We start from the raw sequence: 18,511 nt of genomic DNA, 5'->3' as shown, positions 1-18,511 counted from the left end.
CCGCTTCGCTCCGCGTGAGAATGCGGCGCAGGATCCAATCGAGCGGGCTGCCGGCGCGGATCTGAGCATCTTCGTGGGCGACCTGTGTCTCACCGAGCTTGAAGATCGCCTCGCGCAAACCGTCCGGCCAACCGTGCGGGCCAGCGCTTACCGCCTCGCCTACTGGTTTGCTCGAGGGACAAGGCGTTCACTCCAGCCGCTCCCTACGCCGGGTTGCCGCGGCCTCCAATGACCCTGACAACCGTGAGCACGTCGGCGCCCGCTACTTCTCCGAGCACCCGGAAGACTACCGCATCATCGGCTTCGGCCTGCCAGCGCACCTGCAAGAGCGACGCTGGCGCGTCACCGTCGACGAAGCGGCTGACTACCAGCTCATGGCCAGCCTTTACCAAGCCCTCTGGCAAGGCCAGCCCATCGCCATCGAGCAGGCGGTGCGATGGTTGGAGGCAAACCCGGAAGCGGCCGCGCTTAACCAACGGGTGCAGCACAGCATCATCAATCAGGAGCTGGCCGCCAAGCGCGCGGCCAGAGAACCGCAAGTACAAGCGCGAGTGCTCTGGAAGAGGGAAGGTCCAGAGTGATCGAGACCGCCTATATCGACCGCGGCGCCGCGGCGATCGGTTTCGGCCAACCGACGCGACCACCGGCTCTTGACGCTGCGCGGCGCGATTCGCCGGACTCTGGCACAGCAGGCGTGCCTTCCTGCACAATGCACAGCATGACGCCAGAGCAAGCAGAACAAGCGGCCCAGCAGAACGGAGCTCAAGACTCCGACGCGGCACTCGAAGGCGAAGAGGGCTTCACCCTTGCCTCCGAGGGTGTCTATCCGGATGCGGTCGTCAAGGTCAGCCGCGACCAGTACAGCGCCTTCGAGCTCAAGCGCATGGTCGAGGAGACCAAAGAGTTGCAACTAGCGCCCGCATTTCAACGCCACAGGGTGTGGAAGATCGCGCAGCAGCGCGAGCTGATCGAAAGCGTGCTCATGGGAATCCCCATTCCTGTCGTCTACGTCTTCGAGAACGAGAACGGGCTCAAGCAGATGGTCGATGGACGACAGCGGGTGACCACCCTTATCGACTACATGAATGACCGCTTTACGCTGAACAAACTGAAGATGTTGCCTGATTTCGATGGCAAGAAGTTCAGTCAGCTTCCGCCCATCTACCGGAGCAAGCTCGAACGCTATCAGGTCTTGGTCTATGTGATCGAGCCGCCGACTCCGGAGCGGGTCAAGTATGATATCTTCGACCGTGTTAACCGCGGCGGCACGCAGCTCAACAACCAAGAGATGCGCAATGCACTTTATTCCGGACCAGCCACAGAGTTGTTGCAGTCGTTGAGTGAGAGCCAAGCCTTTCAGCAAGCGACGGGTGGTGGCATCGACCGTGCAAGGATGCGTGATCAATACATCATATTGCGCTTTCTGGCTTTCCATGCGCTACGTGAAAAGCGCATCGCATTCGACTACAAAAGCAATCTCGACGAGCTTCTCGCTCATTTCATGCGCGACCTCAATGCGCAACCACCCGAGGTGCTGAACGCGATCAAGAAGACCTTCATCTTGGCTATGGAGCGTTGTCATGCCGTCTTGGGCAAAGACGCCTTTCGGTTCGATATGACCAATGTCAACAAGCGCCCAATCAACATGGCATTATTCGAAACCTTGACCTACCTCTTCGTGATCTTGGATCCTTCTCGCTGCGACCATAAACAGCTAAAGAAAGGTGTGACTGAGCTCAAACAAACATTCGATCGAGACGGCTACTTCAAGAGTAACGTCGATAGCAGCACCCGTGTAGACTATCGCTTTGGCGCCATCGAAGAGCTTGCCACCGAGTTTTCATGCTGACCAACATACGGATACAGGGCTTCAAATGCCTGGACGATGTCAGCCTGCAGCTCGCCCCGCTCACCCTGCTTGTGGGTTCCAATTCATCCGGTAAATCGACAGTCTTTCAGGCCATTCTCTTGAATCATTCCGTGTTCCAACAAAGGAACGGCGTCTATCTGAAAGAGGTGGTCAAGCCCTACAGTCTGTTTGAGGATGTCGCGAGTCGCATCAGCAATCCCTCTGAGGTCATCATCTCCATCGAGCAGGATGGAAACGAGAGAACCACCGTGCTTAAACGCGATGGCCTCCAACTACGCGACGAGACGCACCAGGCCGCAGTCCAGCAGGAACCGCGCAAGTATGAGGAAAGTCTCTACTATCTAGCGGCTAATCGTATCGGTCTGCAAGAGCTCACAGAGCTGAATCCCGAGTTGCGCATAGGCGACACCGGTCAATACGCCCTCAGCTATTTGGAGCAGCACAAAGACAAGCCGATTCATTCAGAGCTTGTGGTAAAGGAAGCGCCGGCACGCACGCTCAAGGCGCAGCTTGCCTGGTGGCTCAGCTTCATCACTGGCATCTCGGCCGAGGCCCGCACCCAAAAGGTCACCAGTACCATCGTCAAGACCAGTTTTGTCATGGACGAGATCGGTGAGGTGTCGCCTAACAACACAGGCGCTGGCAATGGGTTTCTCCTCAAGGTCTGTATCCTGTGCTTGGCATCGAAACCGGGTGACTTGTTGATCATCGAGAACCCCGAGATTCATCTTCACCCGGCGGCTCAATCCCGATTGGCAAAACTCCTCGTCCATCTCAGTGCAAAGGGCGTGCAGCTCCTTGTCGAGACGCATTGCGAGCATCTGATCAATCGCGTCCGTTATGAGGTCTACCGTCGTACGCTGCCGGCCCAAGACCTGATGATCTATTACAAGCAAGCCTTCGATCAGCCGTTCGAGCGCTTGCATCTCAACCCGCGCGGTCACTTCTGCGATGAGCAGGGCAACGAGAGGCCTTTCCCGTCGGGCTTCTTTGACTCGACGCTCAGTGAACTGCTGGAGATGGGATAATGCGGGGGAGAGTTGTCCTGGAAGACGAGCTGCTTCGGCAGTGGCACGCATTCAAGCATACTCAGACGCACGATACTCAGCTGATCGAGCGCCTCCTTCAGTTTTACAAGCCGCCTCACATCACTTGCGTAGCGCAGCTGAAACGCCTTCAGATCCAAGACGAAGTGCTGATGGCCAGCTTGGCCGCCAGTCAATTAGTCAATCAAACACTCGAGGAACTAGCCAGCCTGACCGATTTCAAGCTGGTCTTATCAGAGCAGACGACCACCTACCCGTATGTCTGCATTCACGGTGACAGCATCGGGAGCAGCTATACCTTGACCTGCCAGCCAAACACGGGTCGGGATAAAGCCCATGCGTTGCTTCGTGCCTTGATGAGCAAGGCAAAGACCATCCTGATCCACGATCGTTTTCTAGAACAGCAGTGGACTGGAGCGAAACAGTTTTTCGATCTTCTGCCAAAGCGGCGGCTGACCCTGCTTTTTGGTTATCCGCTGCCGCAGCGGAAGGTCACCGAGCTGAAACGGCACTGCACCGACTGGCTGGTCAAGGACGATCGTCGAGGCCATTATCGCCAGCACCATGATCGTTACTTGCTCATCGATCAAGCCATGGAGGTCGTAGTGACAAGCGGCCTCGACTACCTGTTCGATCAATCAAAAGAGTGCACCCTGATCGTACGTGAACAGGCAAGCTTTATTGCCAGCGCTTCGGTGCAAACGCAAAAGCAGGGAACACTGTGAAAAGGGCCTTGATCATCGATTGGTCCACTGTTGCTAAGCCACCACAGGGACGAGGTACGGCGGCCTCGCCGGGCTCGGTCGTCGTCGCGCCGGTCGGGCGGGCCAGGGCATGCGCTCGAGCACCTGGTCGAACAAAGATGGGTGGGGCTGAGCGAAGAAGCGCTCGGCGGCCGTGGTGCCGTCGGGCCGCTTGATCGCAACGTTGTGCAGGGCGGTCAAGACCTGCTGCTTGCGCGGGCCGAGTCGGTGATGCCAGGACACAAAGTGAACCGTACGCATCCAGACCTACCTCGGGCTGCTCTACCAGGATCTCATTCGCGCCGAGACCCTACGTGCGACGGGGCGTCTGCCGCCTGTTCTGCCCGTGGTGCTCTACAAAGGTGTCACGCCTTGGCATGCTGCCGACACGCTCGAGCCGCTCATCGAGCCGGCGCCGCCAATGCTCGACAGCTATCGCCCACGGCAGGCTGACCTGCTGCTCGACGAGCAGCGACTCGCAAACGCCGGTCCTCTGCCCGAGCGCAATCTCTGTTCCGCACTGTTTCGGCTCGAGGCCAAATTCGGTTCCCTCGGCGAAGTGGAGCGCCAGCGCGCATCCGCTCTGCGGTGTCACGCATGCCCCGTGGCGCTCTGCGCCACGTACCCCAAAGGAGTGCGGAACAGCAATGCCGGAAATCAGCCGTTTTCTTGGGATTGTGATCGCCATGTACGACAATGACCACGCGCAGCCACCTGTTCATGCGCGTTATGGCGCAGCCAAAGTCGAGATCGATATCCAGACGCTAGCGCGTCATGCAGCGCGCCGGCATCGTCACGAAAAAGGCAATCTAACCGACATTTCCGGATGAAACCAAGACGTAACAGATACAACACCAAGCGCAAGATCAGTGTTGGTGCGACCGATACCGAAGGGCTCGCAAAGCGAGTGAAGTACGGCGGGAACCCCGAACACAAACGGAACCCCGGCGACTTTGGTCTCACGCCGCCCGCGGCACATTGCCGACCGGATAAATCGCTCTGCGATGGCGTTGGTATCATGACGCGCAGAGCGGCGTTGAAACACCTGCGTGCGGGGGTCCAGCAAGGTCTGGTCAGTCAACAGAGGCGCGACGGCTGGCCGCAAAATATCTGGGCGGTCACCGACAATGGCGATCCGTTGGAGGCGATGCTCGAAAATGCCGGCCAAGGCGTCTATCACGGCTATCCGATGCCGCAGGACGATCCGTTCCGGGCCGAGGTCCCGGGACGATGGAACGCCAGATGAGCGCATTCGAGATCCGCTTCGCTCCGCGTGAGAATGCGGCGCAGGATCCAATCGAGCGGGCTGCCGGCGCGGATCCGAGCATCTTCGTGGGCGACCTGTGTCTCACCGAGCTTGAAGATCGCCTCGCGCAAACCGTCCGGCCAACCGTGCGGGCCAGCGCTTACCGCCTCGCCTACTGGTTGGCCGAGAACTGGTGGCGCCTGCGCTGGGAGCCGGAGCGCGACGATCTCGATTGGCGCATGTCGCATTGCTTGGCGGCAGCCGGAGGCGGCGATGTGTGGTCCGCGCTGACCCTGGTCGGCGACGGTGAGAACGTCATCCTTCGGATGCGTCCGAGCACAGCGACGGCGATCGAGAACATCCGGTATCTCTTGAGAGACGATGTGCAGATCCCGGTAGAGGCATTCGTGGCCGGTATTGACGGCTTCCTCGATGCGGTCATCGATCGACTCGGTACCACCGGACACCCGCAGACCGATTTGCAGGCACTCTGGAGTGAAGTGCAGGCCGAACGTCGGTCACCCGACGCCGCCCGGTGGCGCAAGCTCGAGGCCATCGCGGGTCTCGACCCGGATGCGGAGGAGGGCGCGTTCCTGGATTTGCTCCTGGCCCAGCAGGCCCGCACGGGGCTCGCCGCTGTGGAAGAACTACTCGCGGCATTCAAGCAGGCCGCTCCGATGGCCTTGGCGAACCTGCTCGATGTGCCCCATCGGAGCAGAACCACGCTCGGAATGCCGGATATCGAGCCCCTCCGTCGGCGTGCCCGCGCCGAGCCGGCCAAGCGCCTAAGCCGTGGAGCGGTTTACGGCGGCGGAGAAGCCCCCTGGCAACGTGCTTACCGCCTTGCGGACGCGGCCCGCGCGCATTGGGGGTTTGAGCCCGGCGCGCTCAGCAACGCACGTCTCGTCGGGGCCCTGGGCATGCGTGAAGCCGACCTGACGACACCCGCACCGACGTCGATGACCCAGCTCTCGGTCGGCTATCGCGACGACGCCGGTGTGCTCACGGTCACGCTCGGCGCCCGCCCGCCGACGAGTCGACGCTTCGCGCTGGCCCGGCTTGTCGGCGATCACCTCGCCACTGCCGACGACGAGCGACTCCTCCCGGCCACCACCGCGAAGACGTCGCGTCAGAAATTCCAGCGCGCATTCGCACAACAGCTACTCTGCCCGGTCGAGGATCTGATCGCCTTCCTCGACACCTCAAACCCGAACGACGATCAGATCGAAGACGCGGCCGGTGCATTCGATGTCTCGCCGCTTCTGATCAAGACCACGCTGGTCAATCACGGCTTCATCGATCGTCAGGCACTCTCGGAGTGACCATCCTGTTCCGTTGCAACGCAGGCCCCGCCGTGGGCCTGGGATACCTGACCCGCTGCCGTGCACTCGCCCAAGCGCTGCGCACACAGGGCGAGACCTGGGTCCTGGTCCACGTCGAGGTCCAGGGCGATTCCGAAGCGGGCTTTGCCGAGCGGATGTACGTTTACAATTACCGCATCTTCGACAAATACCGCACCGACATCGTCAGCCTCGCCGTGCTGGCCGACGCCGCCGCGCGCTTCCGCCCGAGCGCCTACGCCCGCGAGCGCTGGGGCTGCGCGTTGGACTTTCGCTTTCCGACGTGCAAACTGCTGGATCTACACGCCCGTTGGGCCGAGCTGGAAGCCGACCCCAATCCCTTCGCCCTGGTGGTGATGGCCCACCTGAAGGCGCAGGAGAGCAAGGACGGGGCGACCCGCAAAGCCTGGAAGATGCGCCTGGTGCGTCTACTCTACCAACGCGGCTACAGCCGCGAGGACATCCTGGAGCTGTTTCGTGTTCTGGATTGGCTGTTGCAGTTGCCGGAGGGTCTGGAGCAGGAGTTCAAGCGCGAGCTGATCGCTTTCGAGGAGCAAGCCAACATGCCCTACATCACCAGTATCGAACGCCTCGGTCGTCAGGAAGGCCGTCAGGAAGGCCGTCAGGAAGGCCAAGCCAACATGCTCATGAGCCTGCTTACCGCCAAATTCGGTCCTCTCGGCGAAGTGGAGCGCCAGCGCGTGCTCGACGCCGATCCGCAGACCCTCCTGCAATGGTCCACACGCCTGCTGAGCGCACGCACCTTCGAGGAGGTCTTCGGTGCCGGCTCTCGGCCCGACTCGGAGCACTGAGCCGGGGTGTCGACCCAGGCACCGATCGCATCCCGGGAATGCATCGACCGACATGTAGAGGCGACTTGAGTCGCCCGGTAACCATTGGAGACTAGACGTCGTCCACTTCCGGTCCGATGTCGCCTATCAAGACCCTCATGCCGCCCCGGGAATGCATCGACCGACATGTAGAGGCGACTTGAGTCGCCCGGTAACCATTGGAGAGTAGACGTCGCCCACTTCCGGTCCGATGTCGCCTATCAAGACCCTCATGCCCCCTGAGCTTTGCGGGCCGCGTTCCCAAGCAGAGCCCGGGAACGAGACAAATACCCAACAACCAATACCCAATAACCAATACCCAATAACCAATAACCAATAACGAATGAACCTAGCCATCATCCCCGCTCGCGGCGGCAGCAAGCGCATCCCCCGCAAAAACATCCGCGACTTCTGCGGCAAGCCGATGATTGCCTGGTCCATCCAAGCCGCGCAGGACAGCGGCCTGTTCGATCAGATCATCGTCTCCACCGACGACGACGAGATCGCGGAGGTCGCAAAGGCACACGGTGCCATGGCACCCTTCCGACGGCCTCCAGAGCTGTCCAACGACTACGCCGGCACGACCGAGGTCATTGCCCACGCGACTCAATGGGCGCTTGACCAAGATCTGCCGCTTTCGGCAGTGTGCTGCATCTACGCGACCGCCCCATTCGCGCGGTCAAAGGATTTGATAACCGGTTTGCGACTTCTGGGCCTTGCTCGTAATTCCGGCCATCGTGGCACTTGGCGCAGAGCGCCACGGGGCATGCGTGACACCGCAGAGCGGGTGTCACGAGCGACTGATGTTTTGGGTGGCCGGTCTTACGAGCGAGGCCCGACTTCTGCAAAGTGGCGACTGGGCCTTCAGCTTTACGGCAACCGAGTTCGCATCGCCGATTTTTCGCGCCTTCAAGCAAGATCCCGACGGGGGCGTGGAGATGTTCTTTCCCGAGCACTTCTGCAAACGCTCGCAGGATCTCCCCCACGCGTTGCACGACGCCGGACAGTTCTACTGGGGTTTGCCCGATGCCTGGCTTAGCGGCAAACGAATCTTCGACCGGCACAGCGCGCCGCTGATCATCCCCCGCTGGCGGGTACAAGATATCGACACCTAGGACGATTGGATACGCGCCGAGCTGTTGTGGCAGGCGTTGATCGCCGACACACGCAACGGTCAGAGTGACTAAACGAGGACAACAACGTGACGGATGCCAAGGACAATCAGAACAAGCAGTCGACCGGTTTTCAGACCGAACAAGAGCAATTTTGGGCCGGTGAGTTCGGCACGAACTATATCGACCGGAACCGCGATGAAGCTATCGTCGCATCCTGATCGCGGAGTACTACAATCCAACCCCGGTCTCGGTACCCTATCGCGGTCACGCCGACCGATTGTTCAAGCGCGATTTTGCAGGCGAGATGCTCGATCGCTATCCCGACCTCGAGCTGATCGACTACGGCTTCATCTACCGACGTGACCCGGTCTTTCCTCAGGACGACATGACGTGGTTTCTACTGCAGCGCACCTAGCCACGATCCTCGTCGTGGCCGCCCACCCCGACGACGAGGTCCTCGGCTGCGGCGGCACCATCGCTAAGCTGTCGGGGCAGGGCGCGGCGGTCCACATCGCCTTCCTCGCGGACGGCGTCGGCGCTCGCAGTCCCGGGGCGGTATCGAGTGCGATCGAATTGGAGCAACGCCGCGCGGCCGCCACGTCCGCCGCCGCTATCCTCGGCGCGGCATCCGTCAGTTTCGACGATCTACCCGACAATCGTCTCGACAGCATCCCCTTGCTCGACATCACCCAACGCGTCGAGGCCCTGATCGCCAAGCACCGGCCTGCGACGGTCTTCACTCACCACGCCGGGGATCTCAACGTCGACCACCGCTGCGTGCATCAAGCCGTCGTCACCGCCTGCCGCCCCCAGAGCGGCCATCCGGTGCGCACGCTGCTCTGCTTCGAGGTGCCCTCCAGCACCGAATGGCAGCCGCCCGGCTCCGGGCCGGCATGCGTATCCAACTGGTTCGTCGACATCGGCGCAACGCTGGAGCAAAAACTCGCTGCCCTGGATGCCTACTCCGCCGAGCTACGCGAGTGGCCGCACCCACGCTCACGCCGGGGGCGTCGAGCACTTGGCCTGCTGGCGCGGCGCGACCGTCGGCTGTGAAGCCGCGGAAGCCTTTGTCTTGGGCCGGCATCTCGCGTAAACCAAGAGAATCGGGGCGAATGACCACAGCGAACTGCGAGGCGAGCACATGTTGACGGATGTGGAATTCAGCGCGCTCTTGGATGATCGGACGAAGCGCATTCCCGGAGACATCCTGTGGCTGCCGGACGAGCGCGTGCGAACGCCTTTCCTCTACCCGGATGGCGACAACATTGATCTGTTCGTGCAGATCAAGGACGGGATTGCGATCGTTTCGGATCTCGGCGAGACCTTGCGATGGTTGCGCTCTCAGACCCTCTCGCCGCGACGGACGCCCAAGCAGAACGCCCTCATCGCAGATGCGTGCATCACCCATGGCATCGAGCTCTTCAAGGGCATGCTGGTGGCCCGCTGCAAGCCTGGTGATTCAGTCGCCACCGTCATCATGCGGGTCGCCCAAGCCTGCCTGCGCATCTCCGATCTTTGGTTTACCTTTCGAACCCGCGCGGTGGAGTCCGTCAACGACGAGGTCGGGGATTTCTTGTCCGAGAGGCAACTGCCGTTCGAGCGCCGACCGAAGCTCGTCGGTCGCTCCGGGCGCGGCTGGACGGTCGATTTTCATGTCATGGCCCCGGCGCACGGCTCGTTGGTTTCGGTCCTGAGCACCGGTAGCCGCTCGACCGCGCGTGCGGTCGCCGAACATGTCCTGGCCGCATGGTTCGACTTGAACCATTTCACTGCCGGGCCGGAGGCGCTGCGCTTCGTCAGTTTGTTCGACGATACGGCGGATGTTTGGTCGCCGGAGGATTTCATCCTGCTGGAGCCGCTATCGACGGTCACCCGGTGGTCACAGCCGGACGTCTTTGCCGACGTCCTGGCGGATGCCGCTTGAGCCGGCGATGCCTGATCCGAAGCAGGGCTTAGAGTGAAGATCGCCCTACGTGTCGACGCCTCCACCCGCATGGGCCTCGGTCATCTGGTGCGCTGCCGGACCCTGGCGCAGGGCCTGCGCGCCCAAGGTGCGGAGGTGCGCTTCATCTGCCGCGCGCATCCCGGCCATCAGATCGACACACTCGCCGCCGATGCCTTCGCGACCACAGCGCTCCCGGCCCCGCCGAACGACATCGACACGGGTGAGTCGACCGCCTCGGAGAACTACGCCCGCTGGCTCGGCGTCCCGCAGCTTCAAGACGCCGCCGAGACCCTGGCCGCACTGTCCGGCTGGCGGCCCGACTGGCTCGTAGTGGATCACTACGGACTGGATGCCGACTGGGAGCAGGCATTGCGACCAGAGGTCGGCCGCATCCTGGTCATCGACGACCTGGCCAACCGCCGGCACGACGCCGACCTGCTGCTGGATCAAAACTACGCGACCGACGGAGCACGGCGTTACGCCGGCCTCTTGCCCAAATCCGCCGTCACCCTGATCGGCCCGCGTTATGCCCTCCTGCACCCCGCCTATGCGGAGCAGCGGCGAACCTTGCGCTCGCGCGGGAGAGACGTGCAGCGGCTGCTGATCTTCTTCGGCGGGACCGATCCGCAGGACCTGACCGGGCTCGCACTCCAGGCACTGGCGGCGCCCGATCTGGCCGATCTGACCGTGGATTGCGTGGTCGGCGCCACCAACCCGCACCGCGAGTCGTTGAGCCGGCAAGCCGCCGCCCGCCCCGGCACCCGGCTGCACGGCCCGCGGCCGCACCTGGCGGACCTGATGGCCGAGGCCGACCTCGCCATCGGTGCGGGCGGCACCACCACCTGGGAACGCTGCTGCCTGGGCCTGCCGAGCCTGGTCGTCAGCATCGCCGAGAATCAGCGTCCAGCCTGCGCGGCCCTCGCCGCCGGTGACGTGATCCATTATCTTGGTCATCGCGATGCCGTCGGCATCGAGGTGTTGCGCCAAGCCGTACGACAACTGGTTCAAGATCGAGCGCGACGGCAACATCTCGCCGCCGCCGGCATGGAACTGGTGGACGGGCAGGGCGCTGCTCGGGTCGTTCGGGCCATGCAAACGGGTATAGGAGGGGACGGATGACGGCACAGACCTACGAAACCGATTTTCTCGGCTGGACGCAAGAGCAATCCGCCTTCCTGCGTGCGCGGCGCTGGGACGCATTGGATCTCGAGCACATTGCCGAGGAAATCGAAGATATGGGAAGAGAGCAAAAACTGGCCTTACAGTCCTTGCTTCGGCAGATCCTGCTTCATCTCCTGAAGTTGGCACTCTCTCCAGCCTCCGATCCAAGAGCAAAGTGGACCGAGGAAATCATCGAGTTTCGCGATCAAGCCCAAACGCGGATCGACGCCACGCCGAGCCTGAAACACCACGCGCCCGAGCTGTTTGCCAAGGCCTGGCAGCAAGCCCGGAGAGCCGCGCAAAAGTCATTCGAGCTCTACGATGAGCAGGTTCAAGTCCCTGTCGTGTGTCCGTATTCCATCGAGCAGGTACTCGACCCGGACTATTTTCCGAGCTCGAAGCCTGCGTCTGACGGGTAGAACGTTCACGACCTCGATCATCGTATCGGCCACATCGGCAGTGTCCAGGTTGCCGCCCGCGACCGCTTGGGAACGCCGGATTCATCCGGCTCCCGGGGACGGGCGACTTCAGTCGCCTGAGCGCGCCCGCGCGACGGACTGAAGTCCGCCCCCCCGGGGTGCCGACTGAAGTCGGCGTACCCAGGGCGTGCGGCCGGAGTTTCGCGTTCGGTTGGGGAACCCAAGAGGCATGGACGAAACGATGACCAAGTATCGGGTGATCAGCCAACTTGCGTGACGCCTTTCTTTGATCGACGACTCAGGAAAACACGATGAAAGTGAAACTGGACAAAGACGGCGACGCGTTGTACTTCCGCCTCCGAGCCGGCGACATCATCGAGTCCGAAGAAGTGCGGCCGGGTGTGATCCTGGATTTCGACGAAAACGATCAAGTCGTCGGGGTCGAGTTTCTACAGGTTTCCGAGCGAGCCAGCAGCGCGGATCTCTCCGTGATGCAATTCGAGCATTCCTGAGCGCAGACATGACACTGGCGCTCCTAACCGAAACCGACCTCGACCTCATCCTGCCCTGGCGCAACGCCCCCGCCGTGCGTCGGAACATGTACACCCACCACGAGATCGCGCCCGCCGAGCACCGGGCTTGGTTTCAACGCCTGCAGCAGGACCCCGGCGCACGCTGGTATCTCTACCGCGACGCCGCCGACACCCCGCAAGGCGTGGTCTACTTCACCGCGATCAGCCCCGAGCAAGGCACCGCCTCCTGGGGCTTCTACGCCCGGCCCGACGCCCCGCCCGGCACCGGCACGCGCATCCTCTACGAGGCGCTCATGCTGGCCTTCGGCGAGCTGTCCCTGCATAAGCTCAACGGCGAGGTGCTGGCCACCAACGTCACATCTGTCAACCTACACAAAAAGGTCGGCTTCACCCAAGAGGGTCTCTTTCGCGACCAGCACTTCGACGGCACCCAATACATCGACGTCGTACGCCTCGGTCTACTCGTCGCCGAGTGGGAGCAACACCGCGATCGTCTGCGCGAGCGTGTCGCACAGTTGGACGCACTCGCCGCGCAGCGCAGCGCCCCCCACCCGCAAAATCCTGATCCTGTCTGACGCCGACAGCTGGATCAATTCCTACGTGACCGACTTGGTCGAGGACTGGGAAGCGCAGGGACATGAAGTGCACTGGGCACACGATGCAACCGACACAAAGAACCCAACACCCCAACAACCAATAACCGACAACCAATACCCAACAACAACGAACCAATCACCAAGATCCGACTTCTGCTTCTGCCTGAGCTACGGCCGCATCGTATCGGCAGAGACCCGAGCCCGCTTCCGCCATACCCTGGTCGTCCACGAGAGCGACCTACCCCGGGGCAAAGGCTGGTCGCCCCTCACATGGCAGATCCTGGAAGGTCAGCACCGCATCCCGGTGACCCTGTTCGAAGCCGCCGAGCGCGTCGACAGCGGCGCAATTTATGCGCAATGCTGGCTAGACTTCCAAGGCCACGAGCTCATCGACGAGCTGCGCGCAGCACAAGCCGAGGCCACCTTGAACCTGTGCCGCTGGTTTGTCGACGACTATCCGTCCAGCGCCGAACAGGCCCGGCCCCAGTCCGGCGAGCAGACGTTTTACCCACGCCGTCGCCCGGAAGACAGTCGGTTAGATCCGAAACAGAGGCTCTCCCGGATTTCAGGGGGACGCATGAGTTATTTTAAAACAGGCACTTATGCCGCATTTCGCCGTACACGAGAAACCCCGAAAATGGCTGAGCGCTCGACCTGGCAAGCGCTTGTTTTATCAACGAACGGTTCCGAACTTGGCGTATCCATTGAGATCCAGGTACACCCTCTGGTAGAAGTGTTTGAGGCTCGTCATTCCATAGCAGCGGCGCTTGATGACTTTGAGCTTATTGTTGAGCCCTTCCACAAAGCCACTGGTCCGGCGGCCGACGAAATAATTCGTGATCTCCTCGAAGCGGGTCTCGAGCGTGCCGAGGAAACGATCGAAACACGTGAGCTTGCGGTTGGTGACGCGGCGCATCCAACCGCGCAGTTTACGTTTGCTTTGACCTTTCGACAGGCGACTGTCGTAGATGGCGGTGAGCGCCTCGCAGGCTTCGTACGCTTCTTTGAGTTTCGGGGAGTGGGCGAAGAGGCGATTGAGGAGGCGACGCTCATCGGCATTCAGGTCGGCGCGACGATGCCGCAGGACCCAATGCGCGTTCTTGAGCTCATCAAGGGACGCTTTGGAGAGCGTGCGACGCAGCCGCTTGAACTCGCGCTTGCGCAGGGTTTCGAGTCCCTCGCGATACAAGCGAGCGACATGAAAGCGGTCCGCGCAGATGAGGACGCGTTTGCCGAACACGGCCTTCGCGGCCCCGATGAAGCCTTGGTAAAGGTCCGAGCAGACAACCTCGACCGTGCGCCGTAAGCGCTTGGGAATGCTTCGAAAAACGCCTCCACGACGGCCTTGGTCCGTGCCGGGAGCAGGGCGATGACGCGGAGCCGATCATTCACGTAGGCACTGATCACGACGACAAAATCGCGATGGCCCTTCTTCAACGCAATCTCGTCGATGCCGATGACCTCCAGCGTCTCGATCCCGTTCCAATCGACCTCGGGCTCGATGCGGCGATCCAGAATGCCCTGCAGCGCATCGACACCGACGGCATGCTTGAGACTCACATCCTCGAGCGTACTGTTGATCAACTCGAGCAGCATTTGCTGCTCGAAGGCCTTCGTAACCGAGGCGCGTGGCGAATACCACGACAGCATCTGACTCGTCGTCGGCCGCCCCTCGCAGGAGTGGCACTGATAGCGTTTGGGTCGCAAAACAAGGACGGTGTGGTAGTCGAACACCGGTAAGTGCCGCAGCTTGATCTCTTGCCCAAGCCCGTAGCCATGGTCGATCGGCTTGCCGCAACGGTGACAGTGCGTTCCCTCCAAGGTGCTGTGGACATGGATCTGGAGCGTTCTGCGCTCGCCGAGCACAACGCGATCAATGGCGAGATCAGGCAGGTTCAGCAGGGTCTGAAGGGTATCGGTGTCAAACATCATTATAGGCCGCGTCCGAATGGGGTTCTGCCCGCAGGCAAGCTTCAGGTTGTTGATTTATAAAATATCATAACCCCATGAGATCCTGGAGAGCCGAAACAGACCATCGCCGAGCAGTTCAACCTCTTGCGCGTGGTCGACAACGAGCGCTATCCGGCGTTCTTCGAGCACCACGGAAGACGGTATCGGATCAGGGTCGAGAGGCATTGAGCGGCGCTGCGCAAGCGTGTCACCCGGTTGGACGCACTCGCCGCACACGCCCCAATAACCAACAACCAATAACCAATAACCAACAACCAATAACCAAGCGTCCCGGCATACCAGGGCAAGAGCACCCCGATCAACCAGATGCCAAGAACAATGACGGAAGCGATAAAGTCAACAATCTCCGAACAGCTTCAACAGCGGATCAAGACCCTTTTGGCTGAGCGGCTCGCTACGGTTGGTCTCCGCCATGTCGATGTCACGCCCGGGGTCGATTTCGAGGGCGACGACGTCCTGTATGTCGACGCCTTTTTCGATCTCACCGAACCGCCCCTGGATCCAGCCCGGTTCCATTTCCTGACCACGGTGTTGCGCGAAGCCATCGAGCCCCTCGGCGAATCGCGTTTCCCGCACCTGCGATACCATTTCCACGAAAATCAGAAGGTCGCGGGTTGGCGATGAGTCATGAGCTGATCCCGACCGCGCGCCGACTCGCCAATGTGAATGTACGGCGACCACGCCAGGCCGACCTCAAGCGAGCAATCAGTTCCGCTTACTATGCGTTATTTCACACGCTGGCCAAGGAGTGTGCCGATCGGCTGATCGGAAGTGGTCCTCCGCAACGCGGCGCAGCCTGGCGGCAGGTCTATCGGGCGTTGGAGCATGGATTTGCGAAGAATGCATGTGGTCAGGTAACTAACCTGGGTTTCCCGCCCGGGGTCGTCCACTTCGCCGACACCTTCGCGCGCTTACAGGATCAGCGCCATCAGGCCGACTATGACCCGGAAGCCAGATACATCCGGGCCGACGTGTTGATCATGATTACGGAGGTCGAACAGGCAATCTCGGCGTTGAAGGGTACATCGGTACGGGACCGTACGGCCTTTGCGGCACTGGTACTGCTGAAGAATCGCCGCTAGTCCGTGCATCGGACAACCTGACTCAACCAACGACACAAAACGCCCGAATGTACGCACTCGCCTCCCATCGCCCCTGAACTGGTTCCCAAGCTCAGCTTAGGAACCCGGCCCCGGAAGCTCTGCTTCTCATACCTGAGCGATGTCTGCGCATGTGACGCCGGGATTCACAAAGCAGAGCTTTGCGGGCCGCATTCCCAAGCGGAGCTTGGGAACGAGGGGAACGAGGGAACCTCAACCTATACTCACCCAACGATACAAACGCCCGAATGTACGCACTCGCCTCCCATCGCCCCTGAAACCGCGCCCTGTGCAGGCGGCTCGAAGAGCGCACCGGTCAAGCCTTCCGGCTGATCGATGCCCCCGATCAACTCGAACCCGAATCCCTGCGCGCCGACGCGATCCGGACCATCTTCTTTCCGCACTGGTCCTACAAGATCCCAGCGTCGGTCTACGAGCCGTTCGAGTGCGTTATTTTTCACATGACTGACCTGCCGTATGGCCGCGGCGGTTCGCCATTGCAAAACCTGATCATGTCGGGGCACGAGAACACGGTCATCAGCGCACTTCGCTGCGTCGAGGCACTCGATGCCGGTCCGGTCTATCTCAAGAGGCCCCTCAACCTCAACGGCGGCGCCGAGGAGATCTATCTTCGTGCCGACCGCATCGTCGAATCGATGATCGTGACCCTCATCGAGGAGCAACCGACAGCATCTCCCCAAGTCGGCGAACCGACGCTATTCAAGCGCCGCCGACCCGAGCAAGGCGACTGGTCGGATGCGCCGGACCTGGACCGCGTCTTCGATCGAATCCGCATGCTGGACGCCGACGGTTACCCGCCAGCGTTCATCGATGTGGGTCCATTTCGCCTCACATTTACGCGCGCCTCGCGTCGCACCGATGCCGTGCTGGCGGACGTGCGGATCACAGTTCGAGATCCCGGAGACATGGACCCATGAAGATCGCCGACCGCCCCATCGGCCGCGACCATCCGCCGTTCGTCATCGCCGAGATGTCCGGCAACCACAACCAATCCCTGGAACGCGCCATCGAGATCGTCGAGGCCGCCGCAGCCAGCGGCGCCCATGCCATCAAGCTCCAGACCTACACCGCCGACACCATGACCCTGCCGCTCGCGACCGGTGAGTTCTTCATCGACGACGAACGCAGCCTCTGGCACGGCAAAAGCCTGCACGATCTCTATCAGATCGCCTACACCCCGTGGGAATGGCACGCGCCCATCATCGCGCGTGCCGGCGAGCTCGGCTTGATCGCGTTCAGTACGCCGTTCGACGACACCTCAGTCGAGTTCCTCGAAGCGCTCGACACGCCTTGCTACAAGATCGCCTCCTTCGAGAACGCCGATCTCCCCCTGATCCGCAAGGTCGCCGCTACCGGCAAGCCGGTCATCGTCTCCACCGGCATGGCCACCCTCGCCGAGCTCGACGAAACCGTGCGGACCCTGCGCGACGGCGGCTGCAACGACATCGTGCTGCTCAAATGCACCAGCACCTACCCGGCCAGCCCGCAGAACAGCAACCTGAGAACCATCCCCCACCTGCGCGAGCTCTTCGGCTGCGAGGTCGGCCTGTCGGACCACACCCACGGCATCGGTGTCGGCATCGCCGCCGTGGCCTTCGGCGCGACGGTCATCGAAAAGCACTTCACGCTCAGCCGTGCCGAGGGCGGTGTGGACAGCGCCTTCTCCATGGAACCCCACGAGATGGCCGCCCTCGTCACCGAGACCGAGCGCGCCTGGCAGGCGCTGGGTGCCGTCCAATACGGCCCGACCGAGGCGGAGCTGCCCTCGCGGCGCTTTCGCCGCTCGCTCTACATCGCCGCCGACATCAAGGCCGGCGAGCCGCTCACGCCTGAAAACCTGCGCGTCATCCGCCCCGGCTTCGGCCTGGAGCCGAAGTACTACGAAACCCTGCTCGGCCGGCGGGTGAACCGGGATCTGGCGATGGGGACGGCGATGGCCTGGGAGTATCTGGGCTAACAGCCCGCCAGCGCTGTCGCGCACGGCGCACGGATTCGTACTGGTTCCCAAGCTCTGAGACTGTGCAGGAATTCTTCGTAGGTTGGGCTGAGGAACGAAGCCCAACGATGAGGTCGAGGTAACCGCCGGATTGTTGGGCCTCCTGCGTCGGCCCAACCTACGCGGAACTGGTTGATGCGTACTGGTTCCCAAGCTCTGCTTGGGAACCCGGTCTCGGAAGCTCTGCTTTCCCAGAGCAGCCACGCAAAGCAGAGAGGGTAGGGGCGACTTCAGTCGCCCCGAGACGCCCGCGCCGAGATTGAAGAAGGGTAGGGGCGACTTCAGTCGCCCCGAGACGCCCGCGCCGAGATTGAAGAAGGGTAGGGGCGACTTCAGTCGCCCCGAGACGCCCGCGCCGAGATTGAAGAAGGGTAGGGGCGACTTCAGTCGCCCCGAGACGCCCGCGCCGAGATTGAAGAAGGGTAGGGGCGACTTCAGTCGCCCCGAGACGTCCGTACCGAGATTTACGGGCGACTGAAGTCGCCCTACACACTCCCGACATGCCCGCGCCGAGGCTTACGGGCGACTGAAGTCGCCGCTACACACTCCCGAGACACCCGCGCCGTGGTCGAAGCGGGG

24 protein-coding genes and 3 pseudogenes are annotated in these 18,511 nt (G+C 61.7%); 23 read left to right on the top strand and 4 right to left on the bottom strand.

Annotation, left to right across the window (positions count from 1 at the left end):
• Positions 1-98: 98 nt before the first annotated feature.
• The 4 genes from KFB96_RS06935 to KFB96_RS06920 are packed head-to-tail and all read left to right on the top strand — an operon-like array spanning position 99 to position 3,641.
• Positions 99-581: a hypothetical protein gene (locus KFB96_RS06935; protein ID WP_213462802.1), complete on the top strand. Its 483-nt coding sequence runs from the start codon at positions 99-101 to the stop codon at positions 579-581.
• Positions 578-1,849 (top strand): DUF262 domain-containing protein, encoded by a 1,272-nt coding sequence (locus KFB96_RS06930; RefSeq protein ID WP_213462804.1) that lies wholly within the window; start codon positions 578-580, stop codon positions 1,847-1,849. The genes KFB96_RS06935 and KFB96_RS06930 overlap by 4 nt, the downstream gene beginning before the upstream one ends.
• Positions 1,843-2,898, top strand: a complete 1,056-nt coding sequence (locus tag KFB96_RS06925) for an AAA family ATPase (RefSeq protein ID WP_213462806.1) — start codon at positions 1,843-1,845, stop codon at positions 2,896-2,898. Before KFB96_RS06930 ends, KFB96_RS06925 begins: the two co-directional genes overlap by 7 nt.
• On the top strand, positions 2,898-3,641 hold the full coding sequence (locus KFB96_RS06920) for a hypothetical protein (protein ID WP_213462808.1): 744 nt from the start codon (positions 2,898-2,900) through the stop codon (positions 3,639-3,641). The genes KFB96_RS06925 and KFB96_RS06920 overlap by 1 nt, the downstream gene beginning before the upstream one ends.
• Positions 3,642-3,674: 33 nt before the next feature.
• Here KFB96_RS06920 and KFB96_RS06915 read toward each other — a convergent pair whose 3' ends face one another.
• Together KFB96_RS06915 and KFB96_RS06910 are read right to left on the bottom strand one after the other, a co-directional pair.
• Positions 3,675-3,920, bottom strand: coding sequence for a DUF6399 domain-containing protein (locus KFB96_RS06915; protein WP_213462810.1), 246 nt, complete (start codon positions 3,918-3,920; stop codon positions 3,675-3,677).
• A 49-nt stretch (positions 3,921-3,969) separates the two neighbouring features.
• Positions 3,970-4,254, bottom strand: coding sequence for a hypothetical protein (locus KFB96_RS06910; protein WP_213462812.1), 285 nt, complete (start codon positions 4,252-4,254; stop codon positions 3,970-3,972).
• 52 nt (positions 4,255-4,306) lie between these two features.
• On the opposite strand from KFB96_RS06910, the gene KFB96_RS06905 reads away from it, so the two are divergent.
• The 15 genes and pseudogenes from KFB96_RS06905 to KFB96_RS27450 form a co-directional block, all read left to right on the top strand.
• Positions 4,307-4,489, top strand: a complete 183-nt coding sequence (locus tag KFB96_RS06905; RefSeq protein ID WP_213462814.1) for a DUF4160 domain-containing protein — start codon at positions 4,307-4,309, stop codon at positions 4,487-4,489.
• Positions 4,486-4,905 (top strand): hypothetical protein, encoded by a 420-nt coding sequence (locus KFB96_RS06900; RefSeq protein WP_300971357.1) that lies wholly within the window; start codon positions 4,486-4,488, stop codon positions 4,903-4,905. Before KFB96_RS06905 ends, KFB96_RS06900 begins: the two co-directional genes overlap by 4 nt.
• Positions 4,902-6,227 (top strand): hypothetical protein, encoded by a 1,326-nt coding sequence (locus KFB96_RS06895; RefSeq protein WP_213462816.1) that lies wholly within the window; start codon positions 4,902-4,904, stop codon positions 6,225-6,227. The genes KFB96_RS06900 and KFB96_RS06895 overlap by 4 nt, the downstream gene beginning before the upstream one ends.
• The gene (locus KFB96_RS06890; RefSeq protein ID WP_213462818.1) at positions 6,224-7,057 is read left to right on the top strand and encodes a hypothetical protein; all 834 of its coding nucleotides are present in this window, start codon (positions 6,224-6,226) and stop codon (positions 7,055-7,057) included. Before KFB96_RS06895 ends, KFB96_RS06890 begins: the two co-directional genes overlap by 4 nt.
• A gap of 361 nt (positions 7,058-7,418) precedes the next feature.
• Positions 7,419-7,754 (top strand): annotated as a pseudogene (locus KFB96_RS06885) (pseudaminic acid cytidylyltransferase); the annotation flags it as partial.
• A 124-nt stretch (positions 7,755-7,878) separates the two neighbouring features.
• Positions 7,879-8,190: a hypothetical protein gene (locus KFB96_RS06880; RefSeq protein ID WP_213462938.1), complete on the top strand. Its 312-nt coding sequence runs from the start codon at positions 7,879-7,881 to the stop codon at positions 8,188-8,190.
• Positions 8,191-8,276: 86 nt separating this feature from the next.
• Entirely contained in the window at positions 8,277-8,408 is a 132-nt protein-coding gene (locus tag KFB96_RS26485; protein ID WP_300971356.1) for a hypothetical protein, read from the top strand.
• The gene (locus tag KFB96_RS06875) at positions 8,402-8,605 is read left to right on the top strand and encodes a hypothetical protein (RefSeq protein ID WP_367115073.1); all 204 of its coding nucleotides are present in this window, start codon (positions 8,402-8,404) and stop codon (positions 8,603-8,605) included. The genes KFB96_RS26485 and KFB96_RS06875 overlap by 7 nt, the downstream gene beginning before the upstream one ends.
• A gap of 14 nt (positions 8,606-8,619) precedes the next feature.
• Positions 8,620-9,243, top strand: a complete 624-nt coding sequence (locus tag KFB96_RS06870) for a PIG-L family deacetylase (protein ID WP_213462822.1) — start codon at positions 8,620-8,622, stop codon at positions 9,241-9,243.
• Positions 9,244-9,331: 88 nt separating this feature from the next.
• On the top strand, positions 9,332-10,114 hold the full coding sequence (locus KFB96_RS06865) for a DUF1828 domain-containing protein (protein ID WP_213462824.1): 783 nt from the start codon (positions 9,332-9,334) through the stop codon (positions 10,112-10,114).
• 33 nt (positions 10,115-10,147) lie between these two features.
• The gene (gene pseG, locus KFB96_RS06860) at positions 10,148-11,254 is read left to right on the top strand and encodes a UDP-2,4-diacetamido-2,4,6-trideoxy-beta-L-altropyranose hydrolase (RefSeq protein WP_213462826.1); all 1,107 of its coding nucleotides are present in this window, start codon (positions 10,148-10,150) and stop codon (positions 11,252-11,254) included.
• Positions 11,251-11,715, top strand: coding sequence for a DUF29 domain-containing protein (locus KFB96_RS06855; RefSeq protein ID WP_213462828.1), 465 nt, complete (start codon positions 11,251-11,253; stop codon positions 11,713-11,715). Before pseG ends, KFB96_RS06855 begins: the two co-directional genes overlap by 4 nt.
• Positions 11,716-12,026: 311 nt before the next feature.
• The gene (locus KFB96_RS06850) at positions 12,027-12,227 is read left to right on the top strand and encodes a DUF2283 domain-containing protein (protein WP_213462829.1); all 201 of its coding nucleotides are present in this window, start codon (positions 12,027-12,029) and stop codon (positions 12,225-12,227) included.
• Positions 12,228-12,235: 8 nt separating this feature from the next.
• Entirely contained in the window at positions 12,236-12,823 is a 588-nt protein-coding gene (pseH, locus tag KFB96_RS06845; RefSeq protein ID WP_213501833.1) for a UDP-4-amino-4,6-dideoxy-N-acetyl-beta-L-altrosamine N-acetyltransferase, read from the top strand.
• Positions 12,753-13,232 (top strand): annotated as a pseudogene (locus KFB96_RS27450) (formyltransferase family protein); the annotation flags it as partial. The gene pseH and the pseudogene KFB96_RS27450, both read left to right, overlap by 71 nt.
• A gap of 285 nt (positions 13,233-13,517) precedes the next feature.
• Here KFB96_RS27450 and KFB96_RS27445 read toward each other — a convergent pair.
• A pseudogene (locus KFB96_RS27445) lies at positions 13,518-14,665 on the bottom strand (ISL3 family transposase).
• Here KFB96_RS27445 and KFB96_RS26470 point away from each other — a divergent pair.
• On the top strand, positions 14,585-14,836 hold the full coding sequence (locus KFB96_RS26470) for a hypothetical protein (protein WP_300970458.1): 252 nt from the start codon (positions 14,585-14,587) through the stop codon (positions 14,834-14,836). The pseudogene KFB96_RS27445 and the gene KFB96_RS26470 sit on opposite strands and share 81 nt — an antisense overlap.
• 315 nt (positions 14,837-15,151) lie before the next feature.
• Here KFB96_RS26470 and KFB96_RS06835 read toward each other — a convergent pair whose 3' ends face one another.
• Positions 15,152-15,403: a hypothetical protein gene (locus KFB96_RS06835; protein WP_213465395.1), complete on the bottom strand. Its 252-nt coding sequence runs from the start codon at positions 15,401-15,403 to the stop codon at positions 15,152-15,154.
• A 32-nt stretch (positions 15,404-15,435) separates the two neighbouring features.
• On the opposite strand from KFB96_RS06835, the gene KFB96_RS06830 reads away from it, so the two are divergent.
• The 3 genes from KFB96_RS06830 to pseI all read left to right on the top strand — a co-directional run bounded on the left by KFB96_RS06830 (position 15,436) and on the right by pseI (position 17,893).
• On the top strand, positions 15,436-15,897 hold the full coding sequence (locus KFB96_RS06830; protein WP_213462835.1) for a hypothetical protein: 462 nt from the start codon (positions 15,436-15,438) through the stop codon (positions 15,895-15,897).
• Positions 15,898-16,376: 479 nt separating this feature from the next.
• Positions 16,377-16,853 (top strand): hypothetical protein, encoded by a 477-nt coding sequence (locus tag KFB96_RS06825; protein ID WP_213462837.1) that lies wholly within the window; start codon positions 16,377-16,379, stop codon positions 16,851-16,853.
• Positions 16,850-17,893, top strand: a complete 1,044-nt coding sequence (gene pseI, locus KFB96_RS06820) for a pseudaminic acid synthase (RefSeq protein ID WP_213462839.1) — start codon at positions 16,850-16,852, stop codon at positions 17,891-17,893. The genes KFB96_RS06825 and pseI overlap by 4 nt, the downstream gene beginning before the upstream one ends.
• The last annotated feature ends 618 nt before the right edge of the window (positions 17,894-18,511 follow it).

The organism is Thiocapsa sp. (assembly GCF_018399035.1).
GTDB lineage: Bacteria > Pseudomonadota > Gammaproteobacteria > Chromatiales > Chromatiaceae > Thiocapsa.
The sequence above is the reverse complement of the archived record's forward strand: the minus strand, read 5'-3'. Positions and strand labels throughout refer to the sequence as shown.